This is a genomic window from Rhodococcus sp. NS-SX18, from assembly GCF_057367935.1.
Genome location: NZ_CM170633.1, coordinates 1,990,048 through 2,008,810, shown reverse-complemented (window position 1 = coordinate 2,008,810; position 18,763 = coordinate 1,990,048). Strand labels below are relative to the sequence as shown.

11 protein-coding genes and 1 tRNA gene are annotated in these 18,763 nt (G+C 70.9%); 6 read left to right on the top strand and 6 right to left on the bottom strand.

Annotation, left to right across the window (positions count from 1 at the left end; genetic code table 11):
• Positions 1–175 precede the first annotated feature (175 nt).
• Complete coding sequence (locus AC2IPW_RS09415) at positions 176–1,318, bottom strand: L,D-transpeptidase (RefSeq protein WP_054373841.1); 1,143 nt, start codon at positions 1,316–1,318, stop codon at positions 176–178.
• 349 nt (positions 1,319–1,667) lie between these two features.
• On the opposite strand from AC2IPW_RS09415, the gene AC2IPW_RS09410 reads away from it, so the two are divergent.
• The 3 genes from AC2IPW_RS09410 to AC2IPW_RS09400 all read left to right on the top strand — a co-directional run bounded on the left by AC2IPW_RS09410 (position 1,668) and on the right by AC2IPW_RS09400 (position 3,903).
• Positions 1,668–1,740 (top strand) — tRNA-Lys (locus AC2IPW_RS09410).
• A gap of 345 nt (positions 1,741–2,085) precedes the next feature.
• Positions 2,086–2,925 carry an alpha/beta fold hydrolase gene (locus AC2IPW_RS09405; RefSeq protein WP_486376749.1) on the top strand — a complete coding sequence of 280 codons (840 nt, stop codon included), beginning with the start codon at positions 2,086–2,088 and terminating at the stop codon, positions 2,923–2,925.
• A 141-nt stretch (positions 2,926–3,066) separates the two neighbouring features.
• On the top strand, positions 3,067–3,903 hold the full coding sequence (locus AC2IPW_RS09400; RefSeq protein ID WP_003938938.1) for a mycofactocin-coupled SDR family oxidoreductase: 837 nt from the start codon (positions 3,067–3,069) through the stop codon (positions 3,901–3,903).
• 40 nt (positions 3,904–3,943) lie between these two features.
• Here the strand turns inward: AC2IPW_RS09400 and AC2IPW_RS09395 are convergent, their stop codons facing one another.
• Both AC2IPW_RS09395 and AC2IPW_RS09390 read right to left on the bottom strand, forming a co-directional pair.
• Positions 3,944–4,711: a L,D-transpeptidase gene (locus tag AC2IPW_RS09395; protein WP_486376748.1), complete on the bottom strand. Its 768-nt coding sequence runs from the start codon at positions 4,709–4,711 to the stop codon at positions 3,944–3,946.
• A gap of 187 nt (positions 4,712–4,898) precedes the next feature.
• Entirely contained in the window at positions 4,899–5,120 is a 222-nt protein-coding gene (locus AC2IPW_RS09390) for a DUF3618 domain-containing protein (protein WP_003938940.1), read from the bottom strand.
• A gap of 74 nt (positions 5,121–5,194) precedes the next feature.
• Here AC2IPW_RS09390 and bcp point away from each other — a divergent pair, with 74 nt between their 5' ends.
• Positions 5,195–5,671, top strand: coding sequence for a thioredoxin-dependent thiol peroxidase (bcp, locus tag AC2IPW_RS09385; protein ID WP_486376747.1), 477 nt, complete (start codon positions 5,195–5,197; stop codon positions 5,669–5,671).
• A gap of 8 nt (positions 5,672–5,679) precedes the next feature.
• On the opposite strand, the gene AC2IPW_RS09380 is transcribed toward bcp, so the two are convergent.
• Positions 5,680–7,014 carry a M20/M25/M40 family metallo-hydrolase gene (locus tag AC2IPW_RS09380; protein WP_486376988.1) on the bottom strand — a complete coding sequence of 445 codons (1,335 nt, stop codon included), beginning with the start codon at positions 7,012–7,014 and terminating at the stop codon, positions 5,680–5,682.
• A 187-nt stretch (positions 7,015–7,201) separates the two neighbouring features.
• Between AC2IPW_RS09380 and AC2IPW_RS09375 the strand changes: the two genes are divergently transcribed.
• Both AC2IPW_RS09375 and AC2IPW_RS09370 read left to right on the top strand, forming a co-directional pair.
• Entirely contained in the window at positions 7,202–8,077 is an 876-nt protein-coding gene (locus AC2IPW_RS09375) for a cyclopropane mycolic acid synthase family methyltransferase (protein WP_416063304.1), read from the top strand.
• An 88-nt stretch (positions 8,078–8,165) separates the two neighbouring features.
• Positions 8,166–8,969 (top strand): TetR family transcriptional regulator, encoded by an 804-nt coding sequence (locus AC2IPW_RS09370; protein ID WP_040784145.1) that lies wholly within the window; start codon positions 8,166–8,168, stop codon positions 8,967–8,969.
• A gap of 16 nt (positions 8,970–8,985) precedes the next feature.
• Here the strand turns inward: AC2IPW_RS09370 and acpS are convergent, their stop codons facing one another.
• A complete protein-coding gene (gene acpS, locus AC2IPW_RS09365; protein ID WP_054373802.1) occupies positions 8,986–9,387 on the bottom strand; it encodes a holo-ACP synthase AcpS in 402 nt (133 codons plus the stop codon).
• Between the two features lie 40 nt (positions 9,388–9,427).
• On the bottom strand, positions 9,428–18,682 hold the full coding sequence (locus tag AC2IPW_RS09360) for a fatty acid synthase subunit beta domain-containing protein (RefSeq protein ID WP_486376746.1): 9,255 nt from the start codon (positions 18,680–18,682) through the stop codon (positions 9,428–9,430).
• Positions 18,683–18,763 lie beyond the last annotated feature (81 nt).

Sequence of the window (18,763 nt, the reverse complement as noted above, 5' to 3'; positions counted from 1 at the left end):
TGCCCTTTCCCTGATTCTCCGCCGCGCGGGACCGCATGTCGACCTTCCGCGCGGGACGGGCTGCCCGGAAGTCGGCGTCGGACATGGGAAGACCCCCGGGATCGTCGATCCCGGGGGTCTCGTGCCGATCCCTACCACAGGACGCGGCCCCAGCCTGCCCGCGCCGGGCGGCCGATCAGGTGCGCGCGTTCCCGGCCTTCCACGTCGACCACGGGATGTTCCAGTCCCCGAGCCCCTCGGTGCCCGAGAGGATGCCGCCGACGGTGTTCTGCACGACGACGATGTCGCCGCGTTTGGTGTTGTCGAAGATCCACTTGGCGTTGGCCGGGCTCAGGTTGAGGCAGCCGTGACTGACGTTGCGCACGCCCTGGTCGCCGAGGGACCACGGCGCCGAGTGGAAGAAGATGCCGCTGTAGGACATCCGCGTCGCCCAGTCCACCGGGGTCCGGTAACCCTCCGCGGAGTCGACGGCGACGCCGTAGGTCGACGAGTCCATCACCAGATGCTCGAACCGGTCGCCGATCGTGTACACGCCGTTGGGGGTGGGCGTGCTGTCCTTGCCCATGGACGTGGGCATCGTCATCACGTCGACCCCGTTGCGGTTGACGGTGACCTGCTTGGTGTTGTCGTCGGCGGTGATGACCACCGCATCACCGATCGTGAAGCTCGAGTGCACGTCCGACTGGCCGAACAGGCCGTCACCCAGATCGCGACCGTAGACCTTCACATCCACGGTCACCCTGGTGCCCGGCGCCCAGTAGTTCTCGGGCCGCCACCGCACCTCGCGGTTGCTCAGCCAGTAGAACGCGCCCTCCACCGGCGGCTCGGTGACGACGGTGATGGCCTGCTCGGCAGCGAGACGATCGGGGATGTTCTCGTCGAACTGGATCGCGACGGGCTGGCCGATGCCGACGACCGCACCCTCGCCCGGCATCACGTACGGCTGGGTGAGGTTCCCCGGAGCGCTGGTGGTGAACGAGGCGACGGTCGTCGTCGCTCCGCCGAGCCCGTACGCGACGGCCTCGAGCCGGTACTGCCGGCTGTAGCCGAGCGGCTCGGTGTTCGCCCACGTGGCTCCGTCCGGCCCGAGTGCCCCGGCGACCGCTTCCCCGTCCGGATTGAGCAGGGTGACGGACTCGAGCTTGCCGTTGACCACCGAGACGGTCACCGGCTCGATGGGCGAGAAGCCGACTCCCCCGTCGACCACGCTCGCCGAGACCGTGGGCTTGATGAGCGCGGCGAGGGGATTCGAATCGATCGGCACCTCCTCGGCCCCGCCGGCGCCGGACGCGCCGGAGCAGGCCGTGACGAAGGTCATGACTCCGACCAACACCGCCCCGAGCACCGCCGCGACGGCACGCCGATTCCGCCGACGGCCCGGCGCCGCACTGTTCCCAACCACTCTCACCCTCCGATTCCGGGCCTCCCCCGGGCCGCAAAACTGCACGTCGATGCGCGTGCGCTCGATGATGCCAGCCCTGCTCGAGACACAGCTGCCGCGACGTCGACGACGCGAATAACGTTCGAATACCAATCGCCGCCGACCCCTTCTGCGTTACGTCCCGCGTCCGCCGAAATGCAGCATGACCTGCCGATTTGGTGCGCTCCTGGAAGATGTGTAGTCTTTCCTTCGTCGCCGGGACAACGGACCGGAGACGCACCGCCAAGCGCCATTAGCTCAATTGGCAGAGCAGCTGACTCTTAATCAGCGGGTTCGGGGTTCGAGTCCCTGATGGCGCACAGCACGAAGGAAGGCCGGCGATCTGCGAGATCGCCGGCCTTCCTTCTTCTTTCCGTCGTGTCCGCTGTCATCCCCGTCCAGCCCGACACGAACTCGTGCCTCCCGCGAAGCAGGTCCCGCCGACCGGGCACTTCGCCGGCGGTGTCGTACACAGATTTCCCCTGTGCGGGATGGCGGACTGCACAATTCGCCCGATGCGAGCGTTCGGCCGTCGCGAACAAACTGGGGCCATGTTCACGAAGAGCACTGTGCGAGACGCTGGGACGTCGGCGGACGACGGCCACGCGGGCCTGCGGGCATGGTACGAACGAGTGCTTCCGGACGGCTCGGGATACAGCCGCAGGGTGGAATCGGACTTGCCCACCCGAGTGCACGTCCTGGAGAAGGGCGCCGGACCGCCGATGATCCTGCTCCACGGCACTGGGGTCGCTGCCGGATTCTTTCTGCCGCTACTCGCCGAACTCGACGGCGTCCGCGCGATTGCCCCGGACCTGCCCGGCCGGGGCCTCAGCGACCCGATCGACCACCCCCGACGGCACTTCCGCACAGCGGCGATCGGGTGGCTGGATCGCCTGCTCGACGTCCTCGGCCTCGAAGAGACCGTGCTGCTCGGGCACTCCGCGGGCGGTGTGTGGGCCACCTGGTACGCACTCGCGCACCCGGAGCGGGTCGGCCGGCTCGTACTCGTCGGGCCGCCCGCCTTTCCGGGGACGCGGTGCCCGCTGCCGCACCGGGTACTCGCCACTCCGGGGCTCGGCAGGCTGGCGGCCGGTCTCGTTCCGCCCGGCCGGGAGTCCGTACTCCGGTTTGCCGCCGTCATGGGGGAACGCGCGACGCTGGTCCGGCATCCCGACCTGATCGATCTGCTCGTTGCCACGCGCAGAGACCCCGTCGCCGAGTCGGCCGCGCGCGACGAGATACATGCACTCGTGTCGCCCGTGGCATTGCTGACGCCGACCGGGTTCCGCCGGCGGACGCGCGTACGTCCCGAGGAACTCGGCCGCCTGACCATGCCTACGCTGCTCGTCTGGGGCCGCGACGAGCCGCTCGGCGGCGTCGCCGTGGCCCGTGGGGTGACCGACCTGATCCCGTCGGCGACGTCGGCGGTCCTCCCGGGCGGACACGTGCCCTGGCTGGGGCAGCCCGCGCAGACAGCTGCCGTGATCCTCGACTTCCTCCCATGACGACGAGGCGTGCGTGTCCGACTCGCACCGGCATGCCGCGACGACTGAGTGTGCCGAGCCGCCTTGCGATTTCGGTCCGATGCCCGTCGAACCCACCTACTGTGGGACGAACATCACACCGAACGCCGGAGGAGTACCACCATGGGTCAGCTCGAGGGCAAGGTCGCATTCATCACCGGTGCTGCACGCGGGCAGGGCCGCAGTCACGCGGTCCGGCTGGCCGAGGAGGGCGCCGACATCATCGCGATCGATCTCTGCGCGCAGGTCGATTCCGTGGGTTATCCCCTCGCCACGTCGGACGACCTCGCCGAGACGGTCCGGCAGGTCGAGGCGCTGGACCGCCGGATCGTCGCCACCCAGGCCGACGTCCGCGACAGTGCCGCCCTGAAGTCGGCGGTCGACGACGGCGTGGCCCAGCTCGGCCGGCTCGACATCGTCCTCGCGAACGCCGGCATCGCCAGCTTCGCGCCCGTCGAGGAACTCACCGACGAGATGTGGGACGACATGATCGACATCAATCTCACGGGGGTGTTCAAGACGGTGCGGGCGACCGTGCCGCACCTGAAGGCCAACGACGGCGGCGGCGCGATCGTGCTCACCAGTTCGACCGCGGGCATCAAGGGACTGGCGAACCTCGCGCACTACGTCGCGGCCAAGCACGGCGTGGTGGGATTGACGAAGACCCTCGCCAACGAACTCGCCCCGCACATGATCCGGGTCAATTCGGTGCATCCCACGTCGGTGGATACGGACATGATCCACAACGAGCAGACCTACGCGGTCTTCAACCCGGACAAGAAGCCGTCCGAGATCACCCGGGAGGAAGCGGGCGAGTCGTTCAAGACCATGAACGCCCTGCCGATCGAATGGGTCGAACCGGTCGACATCAGCAACGCGATCCTGTTCCTGGTCAGCGACGCGGGTCGCTACGTCACCGGTGTGCAGCTGCCGATCGACGCGGGCGCAGTGATCAAGTAGCCGTCCCGGGTCCGGTGTGCCGGCGGGAGCAGGTCACCGGTCAGCCCTCCACGATCACGGGATCGCCGATCTTCACCCGGTCGAAGTACCACTGCGCGTTCTCGGTGCTCAGGTTGATGCACCCGTGGCTCACGTTCGCGTAACCCTGCGAGTCCACCGACCACGGCGCCGCATGGACGAAGATGCCGCCCCACGTGAGTCGCACGGCGTACTCGGTGTCGATGCGGTAGCCCTCCGGGGCGTCGATCGGGACGCCGTAGGTGGACGAGTCCATGACGAGGTCGCGGAACTTCTCGAGCACCGAGAACGTGCCGACGGGCGTCTCGTAGCCGGGCTTGCCCATCGACGCCGGCATCGTCCGGACCACCTCGCCGTTGAGGATGACCGTGAACTGGTGCGTCGAGCGGTTCGCGACGGCGACGAACTCGTCGCCGACCTGGAACTGGGTCCGCGCTCCAGCCACGGCGACGGTCACGGTGGTGTGCCCCGGCCAGAGACCGTCGGGAACCCACTGCACCCGGCGGTCGTCGAGCCACGTGAAGTGGCCGCTCACCGGCTTCGACGTCGTGATCTCGACGGCCCGCTCGGCGCGGGCGCGGTCGGCGACGGGGGCGCCGAACCGGACGGTCACCGGGTGTCCGACCCCCACCACCGCGCCGTTCGCCGGCTCGAGCGCCGACGTGGGCAGCCGTGTCGGCGGAGCACCGCCGAGCGTCCCCGCAGTGGCCGCAACCCCGGAGCCGAGCAGGGCCACGGCGGTCAGGATCGAGACGAGAAGAAGTCGTGCAACCCGCTGTGCGTTCGGCATGGCCGTCAGCCCCCTCCGAGATGGCGCGGTTGGCTCACCCTCAGTCAATCACGTCATGATCGAACTCGGAACGGTCCAAGGTCACATCGGCCCCGCGCGACGACGTCGCCGGGAGACGACGAAAGGCACCGCGGTCCGATACGCCGGACGACGGTGCCCTTCGGGCCGGAACTCAGCGCAACAGAACTCAGCGCAACAGCTTGCGCAGCACCAGCGCGCCGACGACGGCGCCCACGGCGACGAGCGCGTACTTGACGTTGGGCTGGTTCACCTTCTCCATCACGGTCTGCTTGGTATGGGCCATCACGTTCTTCGGGCTGGCGCGCACACTCAATTCGTCGAGGGTGCTCGCAAGCTGGTTGCGGGCGTTCTCGATGTCCCGTTCGATGGCCTCGGTGTCCCTACCCACGTGATCCTCCAGTTGGTCGCTGCACTGTGCTGCGACCACGGTAGTGGACGCACAGGTCCGTTACCCTCTCGGAGGTGACGGAAAACAGCAGCAGGCTCGCTCCCGGCGACACGGCTCCCGAATTCACCCTCCCCGACGCGGACGGCAACGAGGTGTCCCTGTCGGACTACCGCGGACGCAAGGTGATCGTGTACTTCTACCCCGCGGCAAGCACTCCCGGGTGCACCAAGCAAGCCTGCGATTTCCGCGACAGTCTCGCCGACCTGAACGGCGCCGGGCTCGCCGTCGTGGGCATCTCCCCCGACAAGCCGGCCAAGCTCGCCAAGTTCCGGGACGCCGAGCAGCTGACGTTCCCGCTGCTGTCGGATCCGGACAAGGCCACGCTGACGGCATGGGGTGCGTTCGGCGAGAAGAAGATGTACGGCAAGACCGTCACCGGGGTGATCCGTTCGACGTTCGTCGTCGACGAGGACGGCCGGATCGAGGTCGCGCAGTACAACGTCCGCGCCACGGGGCACGTCGCGAAACTGCGCCGCGACCTGTCGGTCTGACTCCCCGCTCACCGGCCGAGTGAGGCGAGCACCAGCGCCTCCGCGACGGCCATGCGCTCGAGTTCGGACGGGTCCACGCTCTCGTCGGGCCCGTGGATGCGGGCGGCGGGTTCCTCCACGCCCAGCAGCGCGATCTCCGCGTCCGGCAGCACCTGCTGCAGCACGGTGCACAGCGGGATCGAGCCGCCCTGCCCGACCGTGCCGACCTCGCGTCCGTAGACAGCGGCGAGCGCCCGTCGCAGCGCGGCGTATCCCGGCCCGTCGGTCGCCGCCCGGAACGGTTCGCTCACACCCTCCCGGTCGACCCGTACCCGCACGTTCCAGGGCGCGTGCGCGTGCAGGTGCGCGACGAGGGCATCCTGCGCGGCGAGCGGATCCGTCCCCGGCGGGACCCGCAGGTTCAGCCGCGCGGATGCGCGCGGCACGACCGCGGCCGCCGAGCCGACGACGGGGGGCGCGTCGATTCCGAGGATCGTCACGGCGGGCCGCGCCCACACGGCGTCGGCGACCGTCCCGGCCGAGAGCAGCGAGACCCCCTCGAGTACACCGGCATCCGCGCGGAACGTCTGGTCCGGATAGGGTTCGCCCGCCCACGTGCCGTGGGAGTCGAGGCCGTCGATCACGGTGTCGCCGGCCTCGTCGCGCAGGCTCGACAGCAGGCGTACCAACGCAGCGAGGGCATCGGGGGCCGCGCCGCCGAACTGCCCCGAGTGGATTTCCCCGGCCAGGGCTTCGATGTGGACGACGACGTTCGCCAGGCCGCGTAGCGACGTCGTGAGGGTGGGCCGTCCCGCCTCGGCGTTACCGCAGTCCGCGACGAGAACCAGGTCGGCGGCGAACAACTCGGGCCGTGCCCGGGCGAGGTCTTCGAGACCACCGCCGCCGGTCTCCTCCGAGCCGTCACCGACGATCCGGACCCCCACCGGCAGTGGCCCGAGTTCACGCAGCGCCCGCAGCGCGAGCAGATGCATCACCAGGTTGCCCTTGCAGTCCGCGGCGCCACGGCCGTACCAGCGGCCGTCGCGTTCGGTGAGCTCGAACGGCGGGCTGTGCCACAGCGACTCGTCGCCCGGGGGCTGCACGTCGTAGTGGCTGTAGAGCAGCACGGTCGGCGCCCCCGGCGGTGCGGGGGTGTGCCCGAACACCGCGAGGGAGCCGTCGGAGGTCTCGATCAGCTCCGTGCCCTCGATGCCGACGGCGGCGAACGCGTCGCGCACCCATTCCGCGGCCGCGACGCACTGCTCGGGCGGGAACAGACGCGGATCCGCCACCGACCGGAAGGCCACCAGTTCCTCGAGGTCCTCGCGTGCCGCCGGCATGAGCCGGCGCACCCGCTCGCACATCTCCGCGACGTCCACGGCACCTCCCGATCGTTGTGTCTCGTTTTCGGTACGGGTACAGCCCGTCCGGATCGAAGCATGCTCGTCCCGCCGGTTTCCGGCGTACATTTCGCGATGTCGGGGTCGCCAACGGGCGGAACGGTCCACAAGAGGCAGGGGGCCGGCCGACCCTCGAACGGAAGGCACTGCGATGCCACCCAGTCCGCAGACCGCACTCACGCCCTTCTACCGGCAGGTCCAGTCCCACTACGACCTCTCGGACGAGTTCTTCACCCTGTTCCTCGATCCGTCCATGACCTACAGCTGCGCATACTTCGAGCGGGACGACATGACGCTCGAGCAGGCCCAGGCCGCGAAGGTCGACCTGTCGCTCGGCAAGTGCGACCTGCACCCGGGCATGACACTGCTCGACGTCGGATGCGGCTGGGGCTCGACGATGCTGCGCGCGGCCACGCACTACGACGTGGACACGATCGGGCTCACCCTCAGCCGCAACCAGTACGAGCACGTCCGCGACCTCGCTGCGCGACTGCCCGGCCCCCGCACCGTGGACGTGCGCCTGCAGGGCTGGGAGGAATTCGACGGGCGGGTGGACCGCATCGTGAGCATCGGCGCATTCGAGCACTTCCGGAGCGAACGCTACGACCAGTTCTTCACCAAGTGCCACGACATGTTGCCGCCGGACGGGAGGATGCTGCTGCACACCATCGTGGGGCACCGGCTCACCACACTGCGCGAGCGGGGAATCCCGGTGACCCGCGAGAACGCGCTGTTCCACATCTTCATCAAACGGGAGATCTTCCCCGGCGGGCAGTTGCCGCAGCCCGAGACCGTGGTCGAAGGCGCGGAGCGGGCCGGGTTCCGGGTCGAACGCATCCAGGCCCTGGCTCCGCACTACGTCCGCACCCTCGAACACTGGGCCGCGGCCCTGTCGGCCCGCCGCGACGAGGCGATCGCCCTGTCGTCGGAGGAGATGTACGCGCGGTTCATGAAGTACCTGAACGGTTCCGCCGAGCACTTCCGGACCGGCCACATCGACGTCATGCAGTTCACCCTCGTCAAGTGAGCCGACGGCGACTCCGGAGGTGTTAGCTGGGACTCGCCCTCACAGCTAGAAGTTCGGAATTCGGACAACCTCCGGCTAGCCTGGGCGCGTGGAGTCTGCAACGAAGCGCGGCCGTACCCCACGCCGAATCGACCCGGCGCTGGAGGTCCAGGCGGCGCCCCAGGAGCTCGTGCCGCGCCGCCGCCCGACGCAGGAGCGCAGCCGGCGCAAGTTCGACGCGCTGCTCGCCGCGTCCCGCGAACTGCTCACCGAGGTCGGCTTCGAGTCGTTCACCTGCGAAGAGGTGGCCGCCCGGGCCGACGTACCCATCGGCACCCTCTACCAGTTCTTCGCCAACAAGTACGTCATCGTCTGTGAACTGAACCGGCAGGACCTGGTGGGCGTGCAGGACGAACTCGCCAAGTTCGACGGCGTCGTCCCGTCCGTGGACTGGCTGCGGTTCCTCAACGCCTTCGTCGACCATCTCGCCGGTCTGTGGATGTCGGACCCGTCGCGGCGGGAGGTGTGGCTCGCGATGCAGTCCACCCCGTCGACGCGGGCGACCGGCGCGATCCACGAGAAGGAGTTCGCCGAGCAGATCGCGCGGATGCTGGCTCCGCTCATGCCCGACACCCCGCGCGAGCGCCGCACCCTGATGGCCGAGGTGCTCGTGCACGTCGTGTACTCGATGCTGAACTTCTCCGTGCAGGACAACCAGAGCCACGCCGACGCGGTCGTCGAACTCAAGCGGCTGATGGGCGCGTACCTGATGGTGGCCGAGAAGGAGTCGCGGACGAGCGCCAAGCGGCGCAAGCGCCGCGAAGAGGCCGCCCGGGCGGAGGAGTCCCGCCGGGCCGACGACCGCGACTCCGAAACGCAACAGGCGGAGGAAGTCCGCACTTCCTCCGCCTGAAACCACCACCCGGGCCCTACGCCTGTGGGTCCTCCTCGAGCACGACGAACGCCCCCGCCATGTCTCCGTCGTGCGTGAGCGAGACGTGGATCCGCACCCCGGTCAGGTGCGCGGCGACATCGCCGTGCAGCCGGATCCCGGGTCGGCCCCACGCATCGGAGACCACCTCGATCTGCCGGTGCACGGTCTCCGGCAGCACCGGCGGGCTGCCGAACAGCGACGCCGACCACGCCTTGATCAGCGCCTCCTTCGCAGCCCACCGGGCCGCGAAGTGGCGGCCGGGACGGGAGCTGCGGGTGTTCGCGTCCCGACGCTCGCCCGGCGTGAAGTTCGAGAGCATCGCCGTGCCTGCGCGGCCCAGCTGCTCCTCGAACTCCGACACCGTGACCAGGTCGAACCCGATCCCCGCAACTCCCATCCGTCCTGTGACCCGCTCTCTGTGACCGTGCGGCCGGCGGCTACTTGCAGCCGGGCAGACCCGAACGGTACACGTCGCCGTCGCCCAGTCGTGCCTGCGGCGAGAGCAGCACGTCCGCTTCGAGCTGGCGTGCCGCGTCGGCCGGCACCGAGTCCCCGCCGAAGCGGCGGTCGGCGGGCCGCTGGTACAGGGCCGCACCCCCGGTCATGGCCTCCGCGAGGCGGCGCTTACCGGCGACGGCGCGGGCCTGAGCCTGCTCGACGTAGGCCTGCCGGCGCTCCGCCGGGATCGCCTCGACGAACGCCTGCGGGTGGACCACCGCGATCAGCCCCGACACGTGGCCGAACCCGAGGCTGGTCAGCAGACCGGCCTTGAGCGCGTACTGCTCGCCGAAGCGGAGCGGGGTGCGCGGCCACACCAGGTGCTCGAACCCGGCCATCTTGTCGTCGACGCAGTCCAGGCTGCGGTTCGGCGGGACGATGCCCTGGCTGAGGACCTGGCACAGGCCGATCAGCTGGAACGCCGCCGCGCCGCCCTTGGCGTGACCGGTCAGCGACTTCTGCGACACCACGAACATCGGCGCACCGTCGCTGCGGCCCAGCGACCCCGCCAGGCGCTCGTGCAGCTCCGCCTCGTTCGGGTCGTTGGCCGCAGTGGAGGTGTCGTGCTTGGAGATCACCGCGATGTCGTCTGCGGTGACACCGAGCTTGCGCAGCTCCCGCGCCAGGCCCGACTCGAGCCCGCCGCGGCCGGCGCCGAGGGCACCGATGCCCGGGGCCGGGATCGAGGTGTGCACGCCGTCGGCGAAGGAGCCGGCCCACGCGACCACACCGAGGACGGGCAGGCCCATCTCCAGTGCCAGGTCGCCGCGGGCGAGCAGGACCGTGCCGCCACCGGCGGACTCGACGAACCCACCGCGCCGGCGATCGTTGGCGCGGGAGAACCGGCGATCGCTGATGCCCTTGGCCGTCATGTCGTCCGACTTCGCGGTGGCCGACATGTCACCGAACCCGACGATGCCCTCGATACCGAGGTCGTCGAAGCCGCCGGCGACGACCAGCTGCGCCTTGCCCAGCTTGATCTTGTCGACACCCTCCTCGACCGACACCGCGGCCGTCGCGCACGCCGCCACCGGGTGCACCATCGCGCCGTAGCCACCGACGTACGACTGCACGACGTGCGCGGCGATGACGTTCGGCAGGGCCTCCTGCAGGATGTCGTTCGCGCGGGACTCGCCGAGCAGCGTGTCGATGTACAGCGACCGCATCGAGGTCATGCCGCCCATGCCGGTGCCCTGGGTGTTCGCCACGTACGAGGGGTGCACCCAGCGCATGAGCTCCGACGGGGTGAAACCGCTCGAGAGGAACGCGTCCACCGTGGTCACGATGTTCCACAGGCCCACCCGGTCCACGGACTCGGCCATGTCGGCGGGGATGCCCCACTTGGTGACGTCGAACCCGGTCGGGATCTGGCCACCGACCGTGCGCGTCAGGTTCATCTTGCGGGGCACCCGGATCTCGGTGCCGGCCTTACGGGTGACGGTCCAGTCACCGCTGTCCGGAACCGACTGCGCGACGGTGTTCTCCGGGTCGGCGTCGACGAACGCGCGGGCCTCGGCCTCGGACCCGACCACGAAGGACAGGTCCTTGTCCAGGAACACCGAGGTCAGCAGCGGCGCCGCATTGTCGATCATCGCGCCGTCGTCGCCGTAGCGGCGGATGCCGCAGCGCTCGACCACCGCATCGTGGTACCGGTCGGCGATCTCCGCCTCGGGCACCAGCTCGCCGGTCTCCGCGTCGTACCAGCCCGGGGTGGGATCGTTCTCCCATGCCACCAGACCCGTGACCCAGGCCAGCTCGAGCACACCGGCGGCCGACAGTTCCTCGTCGACCTCCATCTCGAAGCGGGTGCGGGCCGAGCCGTACGGGCCGAGCTCGCCGGCGCCGACGATGACCACCAGATCGGCGGGATCGACGTCGAGCGGCTTCCACTCCGGCGCGGGCGCCGTCGCGTCCAGGCGCGGCGGCGCGGGCAGCGCCGCGATGGTGACCTCGTCGGACTCGGTCTCGGCCGCGGCCTGCGCCTCGGCCTCCTCCTGAGCCTGCTTGGCCAGCGCCGGCAGGTCGATGTCGGCCTCGGACAGGCCGCCGGTCAGGTCCGCCACCAGCGGCTCGACCGCAGCGGACTCCTTGGAGCCGGCGGTGACGAGCTTCAGCAGCTCGACGGCCATCTCGTCGGTCGACCAGGTGCGCACACCGGCGGCCTCGGCGGCCTCGACCAGCGGATCGTTGCCGCCCATCAGGCCCGTGCCCCGGACCCAGCCGATGAGGGCGTGAGCGAGGGTGACCCGCTCGGCCCACGTGCGCTCGGCGTGCCAGCGGTTGACGATCGCGTCCAGCGCGGCCTTCGCCTCGCCGTACGCACCGTCGCCGCCGAACTTGCCGCGGTTCGGCGAACCCGGCAGCACGACGTGCAGGTGGGTGTCGACGTCGCGGTCGTAGCCGATGTCGGCCAGCCCCGCGATGAGGCGCTCCACCGACCACAGCAGGACCCGCATCTCCATCTCGGCGCGGGCACCGGCGTCGGCCATCGACCCGACCACGCGCGGCGCGGCGAACGGGAACAGCAGCGTCGGGGTCAGGGCCTCCTTGATCAGCTTCTTGGCGCCGCCCGCGGTCTCCACGGTCTCGGTGCCGAGCCACTGCACCAGGGCGTCGACGTCGGAGTAGGACGCCATGTTGGCCGGAACCACCCACAGGGCCGCACCGGACCGCGCGTTGCCTGCGTACAGCTCCTTGTAGAAGCCGAGGCGGCTGTCGTTCAGGCTCGAGGTGGTGACCACGACCGTCGCGCCGCCGGCGAGCAGCTTCGCCGCGACCGCGGCCGCGATCCCGCCCTTGCTGGCGCCGGTGACGACGGCGACCTCGCCGGCGTACTCGGCGTCGCCGGTCTGCCGGGCAGCCGTCGCGATCGCCTCGAAGGTCCGCGCGAGTTCCGTGCGGCCGGCCTCGGTGGCCTTGCCCGCCCAGAACATGGCGTGCGCAGCCACCGTGGCGCCCGCACCGGCGAAGCGCTCCGCGGCGATCTCGGCACCGAGCCACACGCGGGCCAGGTCCTCACGAGCCGTCGCCCACCGGTCGTCGATCAGCACGGCCTTGCGGGCGTCGAACGCCGGCGCGACCAGCCGCGGCCAGTCGGAGCCCAGCTCCGCCGAGACCAGGTCGACCAGTTCCGTGTCCGCCTTGTCCGCGAGGTCCGAGGCCGCGTCGGCCAGGCCCAGCTCGGACAGGATCAGACGCGCGGTCTTGGCGAGCACACCGTTCGAGCCGGTGATGCCCTCGGCGAACTCGCCGAGCGCGGCAGCGTCGACGGTGGCACCGCCGCCGCCACCGGCGGACGGCATCGACACCGCGACACCGCGGCGGCCGGCGACCGACTGCACCGCAGCATCGATCAGCTTGTCGACGGCGCCGCCGTCGGACAGCGTGCCGTCGGACAGGCCGCCGAGCGCACCGCCGCGGACGGACGAACCGTCCCGGCTGCCGAGCGCGACCTCCGCGGTCACGTGCGACGCCCAGCCCTCGCCCAGGCCCCACACCTTGGTGACGCGGTCGGCGACGTAGGCGGGACGCTTGCCCGACGGACCGAACACCTTGCGCAGGTGGTCGTTGACGGAATCCGACAGCACCGGACCGAAGGGCCGGTAGGTGCGGGCCAGGCGATCGACCGTGGCGGCGAGCGCGCCCATGTCGGCGTCGGCGGCACCGTCGATGGCACCGAGCGACAGCTCCGAACCCAGGTCGACGAGCAGCTGGTTGCGCCGCGAGGACACACCGTCGCACAGCGCCTCGATCGTGTCGGCGGGACCGACCTGATCCGGGCGCAGCTTCGTCCACAGGGCGATGAGCACCTTCGTGGCGTCGGCGGCCTTGAACGCGATGTCGTCCGGACGCGGGCCACCCGCCGGAGCGGCAGGTGCGGCGGCCGGAGCGGCAGCCGCAGCCGGGGCGGCCGCGGACGTCTCGGCCGAGGCCGGCTCGTCGTCCTCCACCGGCGCCGGATCGACGTCCGTGGAGTACACGACCGAGGCCTCGCGCTCGATGTTGAGCACCTCGACCGGCTGCCCGAAGCGGCCCGGCAGCTTCAGCGTCTGCGACGCCAGGTTCGCCACCGTCGGGGCGGCACCGAGGCCGACCTCGACGAACCGCTCGACGCCCAGGCCGCCGTCGGCCTCGTCGGCGAACAGCAGGTCCTGCGTCTCGATCCAGCGGACCGGGGACGCGAACTGCCACGCGAGCAGCTCGGCGAGCACGACGCGGCACAGCTTCGAGCGATCGGCCGCCCAGGTGTCGAAGTCCGCGAGGACCTCGGCCAGCGGCTCGGACGGCACCAGGTCGGCGATCTCCTGGACAAACTCCCGGCCCAGGTCGAACGGCTTGGGCACCAGGTTCGGGATGTAGCGGCCGATGAGGATGTCGGGATCGATCTGCTCGGGCAGCAGGTTCAGCAGGCGCTCCCGGAAGTCGTCCACGCCGCCGCGCAGGACGGTCGAGTGGAACGGCACGTCGATCCCCGGGACCAGGATGAACGCACGCTTGCCACCGAACTCGGCGACCTTGCGCTCGATCACGGACTCGAGGACCTCGAGGCCGGCGACCGTGCCGGCGATCGCGTACTGCGAGCCGCGCAGGTTCAGGTTGACGATCTGCAGGAACTCGCCGGTCTCCTCGGCGACCCCGGCGACGAACGCCTCGAGATCGGCGTCGGCGACACCGAACTGCGACGGGCGGATCGCGGCCATGCGGTAGTCCGAACGGCCGTGCTCGTCGCGCGGCACGAGGGCGTGCATCGCCGATCCGCGGCTGAACACCACCTCGAGCACCGCCTCGAGCGGCAGCACCCCGGCCACGGCGGCGAGGGCGTTGTACTCGCCCACCGAGTGTCCGGCCAGGAACGCGCCCTCGACGAAGGCGCCGGCCTCACGCAGTTCCGCGATCTGGGCGACGCCCAGGGTCGCCATCGCGACCTGCGTGAACTGGGTCAGGTGCAGCACGCCGTCCGGATGCTTGTGGGTGACCCCGCGGGCCTTGAGCACGGTCGGGTTGTCGCGCACCACGGCCAGGATGGAGAAGCCCAGGGCCTTTCGGGTGTGCTTGTCGGCGCGATCCCAGATCTCCCGGGCGGCCTTGCTGCGGGCACGGGCGTCCAGGCCCATGCCGGGACGCTGGATGCCCTGGCCGGGGAACGCGTACACCGTGCGCGGGGCAGCGGTGCGGCCGGTGGCGACCATCACCAGGTCGCCGTCCACGCGGCAGCCCACCTCGACGATCTCGGCGCCGCGGTCGGTCGCGATGCGGTCGACCCGCACGTCGATCTGCGCGCCGGGGCGCACCATGCCGAGGAACCGGGCGGTCCACGCCGTCAGGCGGCGGGCCGGCAGCTTGGCGTCGGACTCGAGGGCGGTCACGACCTGCTGGGCGGCGGCCGAGAGCCACATGCCGTGCACGATCGGGGTGCCCAGACCGGCCAGCAGGGCAGCGTTGTCCGAGGTGTGGATCGGGTTGTGGTCGCCCGAGACACGCGCAAAGGCGCTCATGTCGATCGGGGCGACGATCACGGCGTCGCGGCGGCGGCGACGTGGGGTCTCCACCGCGTCCTCGCTCACGGCACCGCCGGCGCGAACCGGATCGGCCAGCTCTGCCTTACCGGTGCGGCCGCGGATCGCGAAGCGCTCGATCAGCGTCGCGACCGTGGCGTCCCCGGAACCGTTGCCGTTGTCGGCGGTGATCTCGACATGCACCTCGACCACCCGGCCGAGGTCGGTGTCGACCACGTCCTGCACCTCGGCCTTGACACCCAGGATCGACGGCTCGGTCGGCAGACCGTCCTTCACGTCGACGGCGTGGTCGAGATGGACCAGGTCGAGCATGCCCTCGATCACCGACAGGCTGTCGTCGGTCTGCGCGGCGCCGAGCGCGGCGAACACCGCCGGCCAGCACGCGCCGACGAGGACGTCGGGCACACCGTGGGTACTCGGGGTCAGCGTCGACGGCAGTCCCGAACCCGTGACACCGGCATGGTCGGCGATCTTCTCCGGCAGCCAGCCGAGCGTGATGCGGGCTGCGCCCTTCTTCACAGCGGGCAGCTCCTGGCCCGCGGCGACACCGAGCAGCGCCGACATGGACGCCGACGCGTCCTCCGCGGTGACGACGGGAGCGCCACCGGTGTGCACGGTGGCCGGCACGGTCAGGCGGATCTCGACGGTCTTGTCCCCCGCGAGCGGCACCGTCAGGCCCACGTGCTCGGCGTCGAGAACGCTCAGGGTGGCGCCCGTCGCGGCGTGCACGGCGGCGGTGTCGGATTCGACGGACCACTCGTCCAGGTCACCGAGGCGGTGCACCGGGTTCACGGTCTGGCGGCCGGCCCAGTTCACATCCGGAGCCGACAGCACCGCGTCGAGCAGACCGGACGCGAAGTCCTGGTGACGACGAGCCGCGATCTGCACCGGCTCGACGCCGGCCGCGACCAGCTCGTCGACGGTGGCCTTCTCGAACCGGTCGAGCAGCTCACCGACGGGCTCGTCGGCGCGGGTGATGCCCGCGACGGCGACGGTGCCCGGGATGATGCAGACCTGATCTGCGCTGTAGCGCGGATCGTGGGCCTGCCACAGGGAATCGGACCGCCACCAGCGACGCACGTCCTGATCGACCACCGGCACGAAGTTCACCGGCTTGCCCGGGGTGCGGCACAGCGCGACGAAGAACGGGACGTCGGCCGGGTGCAGGACCACCGAATCGGCATCCGGGAACTGCCCGGTCAGCGTCGCCAGCGCCGCGTACGGCCGGTCGAGGGCCGCGTCGTCGGCGAACAGCGTCGGGATGGGGCCACGATCGGCCGGATGCAGACGGGACTCGGCACGCTGCAGCATCTCGCGGAAGCGCTCGCGCCAGGTGACGTCGATCCACGGGTTCTCGGCCGCGTCGGCCACCTCCTGCGAGCCGACTGCGAGCTCGAGGTAGCGGGCGAGCCACTGCCCGTAGGTCATCTCGGCGACGTCGCCGAAGTACGGCTTCGCGGTGACGTCCAGCGCAGCGATGATCTCGTCGCGGCGCGCGGCCACGGCCTCGGCGTCGCCGGCGACCTCGTCGAGCAGGCGGCCGGTGCGGGACGCCGCGTTGTCGATCTCGTGGATGTCCGCGCCCAGCTGGCTACGGCCGGAGGCCATGCCGCCGGAGGCGGTGCCGGCGCCGACCCAGTCCGGGGTGCCGGGGGTCTCGACGAGCATCCGCTTGACCTCGGGCGACGTGGTCGCCTCGAGCGTCGCCATCGCCGCGGTGCCGACCAGGATGCCGTCGAGCGGCATCGCCGGGAAGCCGTGGGCGGTGGACCAGCGGCCGGTCAGGTAGTCGGCGGCCCGCTCGGGGGTGCCGATGCCACCGCCGACGCACAGCACCAGGTTGGACCGGGTGCGCAGCTCGGCGTAGGTGGCGAGCAGCAGGTCGTCGAGGTCCTCCCACGAGTGGTGGCCGCCGGCGCGGCCGCCCTCGATGTGGACGATGACCGGGTAGTTCGGCACCTCGTTCGCGATGCGGATCACCGAGCGGATCTGCGCCACGGTGCCCGGCTTGAACGCGACGTAGCTGATGCCGGCCTCGGTCAGCTCCTCGATGATCGAGACGGCTTCCTCGAGTTCGGGGATGCCGGCGGTGACGACCACACCGTCGAACGGCGCGCCCGCGGCGCGGGCCCGCGGCACGAGCCGCTTGCCGCCCACGTGCAGCTTCCACAGGTACGGGTCGAGGAACATCGAGTTGAACTGCACGGCGCGGCCCGGCTCGAGCAGCCCCTTCAGCTCCTCGACGTGGTCGGCGAAAATCTGCTCGGTGACCTGGCCACCGCCGGCGAGCTCGGCCCAGTGGCCGGCGTTGGCCGCGGCGGCGACGATCTTCGGATCGACGGTGGTCGGCGTCATGCCGGCCAGCAGGATCGGCGAGCGGCCGGTCAGGCGCGTGAAGGACGTCTCGACGCCCTGGCGGCCGTCGGGCAGGGTGACCGGCTTCGGCGCGAACGCGGACCACGGCTGCGGCACCTCGGGCTCGGCGCCCGGGGTCAGCAGGTTGCGCTGACCACCGCGGGTGGCGGCGGCGATGATGCCCACACCCTGGCCGCGCAGGCCCGAGCTGGTCATACGCGTCAGCAGCTCACCGGGACCCAGATCCAGGATCCACGAGGCACCGGCCGCGACGGCGTCGTCGACGAGGGCGACCCAGTCGACCGGGTCGACGAGCACTTCCTGCGCCAGCGAACGGGCGAGGTCGGCGTCCAGGCCGCAGCGAGAAGCCCAGTCGGCGACCTGCTCGACCGCGTCGGCCAGCGCGGGGTGATGGAATCCGATCTCGGCGGAGACCGGCTCGAAGGTGGGGGCGAACACGGCACCGCCGCGCTTCTTCGCCTCACGCTCGCGGGTCTCCGCGGCCGAGATCTCCTCGCAGCGCTGCTGCACGCGCGCCAGGGCGGCCGGCGGGCCGGACAGCACGACGCGGCGACGGGCGTTGCGGATGGCGACGACCGCGGAACGCTGCGGATCCTGGTCGGCGAAGACCTCGGCGACGACGGCGCGCAGACGCTCGGGGTCGACGTTCGCGACGGCGAGCATCGGGAAGCGCTCGGCGCCCGCGATGATGCCGCGGCGGCGGCCGACGAGGGTGGCAGCGGCACCGATGAGCTGGGCGATCGCGAGGATCTGCCCGTCCTTGGCGCCGGCGGCCTCGGTGGCCGCGACGGCGAGCACGCCCTGGGAATGGCCGATCACGGCGGCCGGGGCCTGCGCGGTCACGTCGAGGCCCTGATTGGCCAGCGCGCGCAGCGCGGCCACCTGGGTCAGGAACACGCCGGGCAACGACACCGCGGCGGAGGTCAGTGTGGTCTCGGAGGGGCCGGCGACGGGCGTCTCGTCCTCGTCGGCGACTTCCTGCTCGAGCATCCAGGCGATGGGGTCGAAGCCGCTCGGGCGCACCACGACGAGGTCGTGTGCGACGGGCGCGAGCAGCGCGTCGGCCTCGTTGACCAGTTCGGTCAGGACCGGCTCGAGTCCGTTGTCGCGGCTGAGCTCCTCGAGGGAGCTGAGCCACGGGGCACCCTGGCCACCGAAGGCGAGGGCGTACGGCTCCCCGGCGAGGAGCTTGTCGACCAGCGCACCCTTTCGGGAGGCGGGGCCGATCCCCCGGTCGCTGGTGCGTCGTGATGCCTTCGAGTTCCGTCCGTTGTCGGCTGGTGTGGTCTCGTCGATCGTCACGCGTGTAGTTCCTCTCCTGAACACCTCGAGGGCGTGGTTCTCTCGTTGGCCGCCCGCGCCGCCGTTGGCGTTCTGATGGCT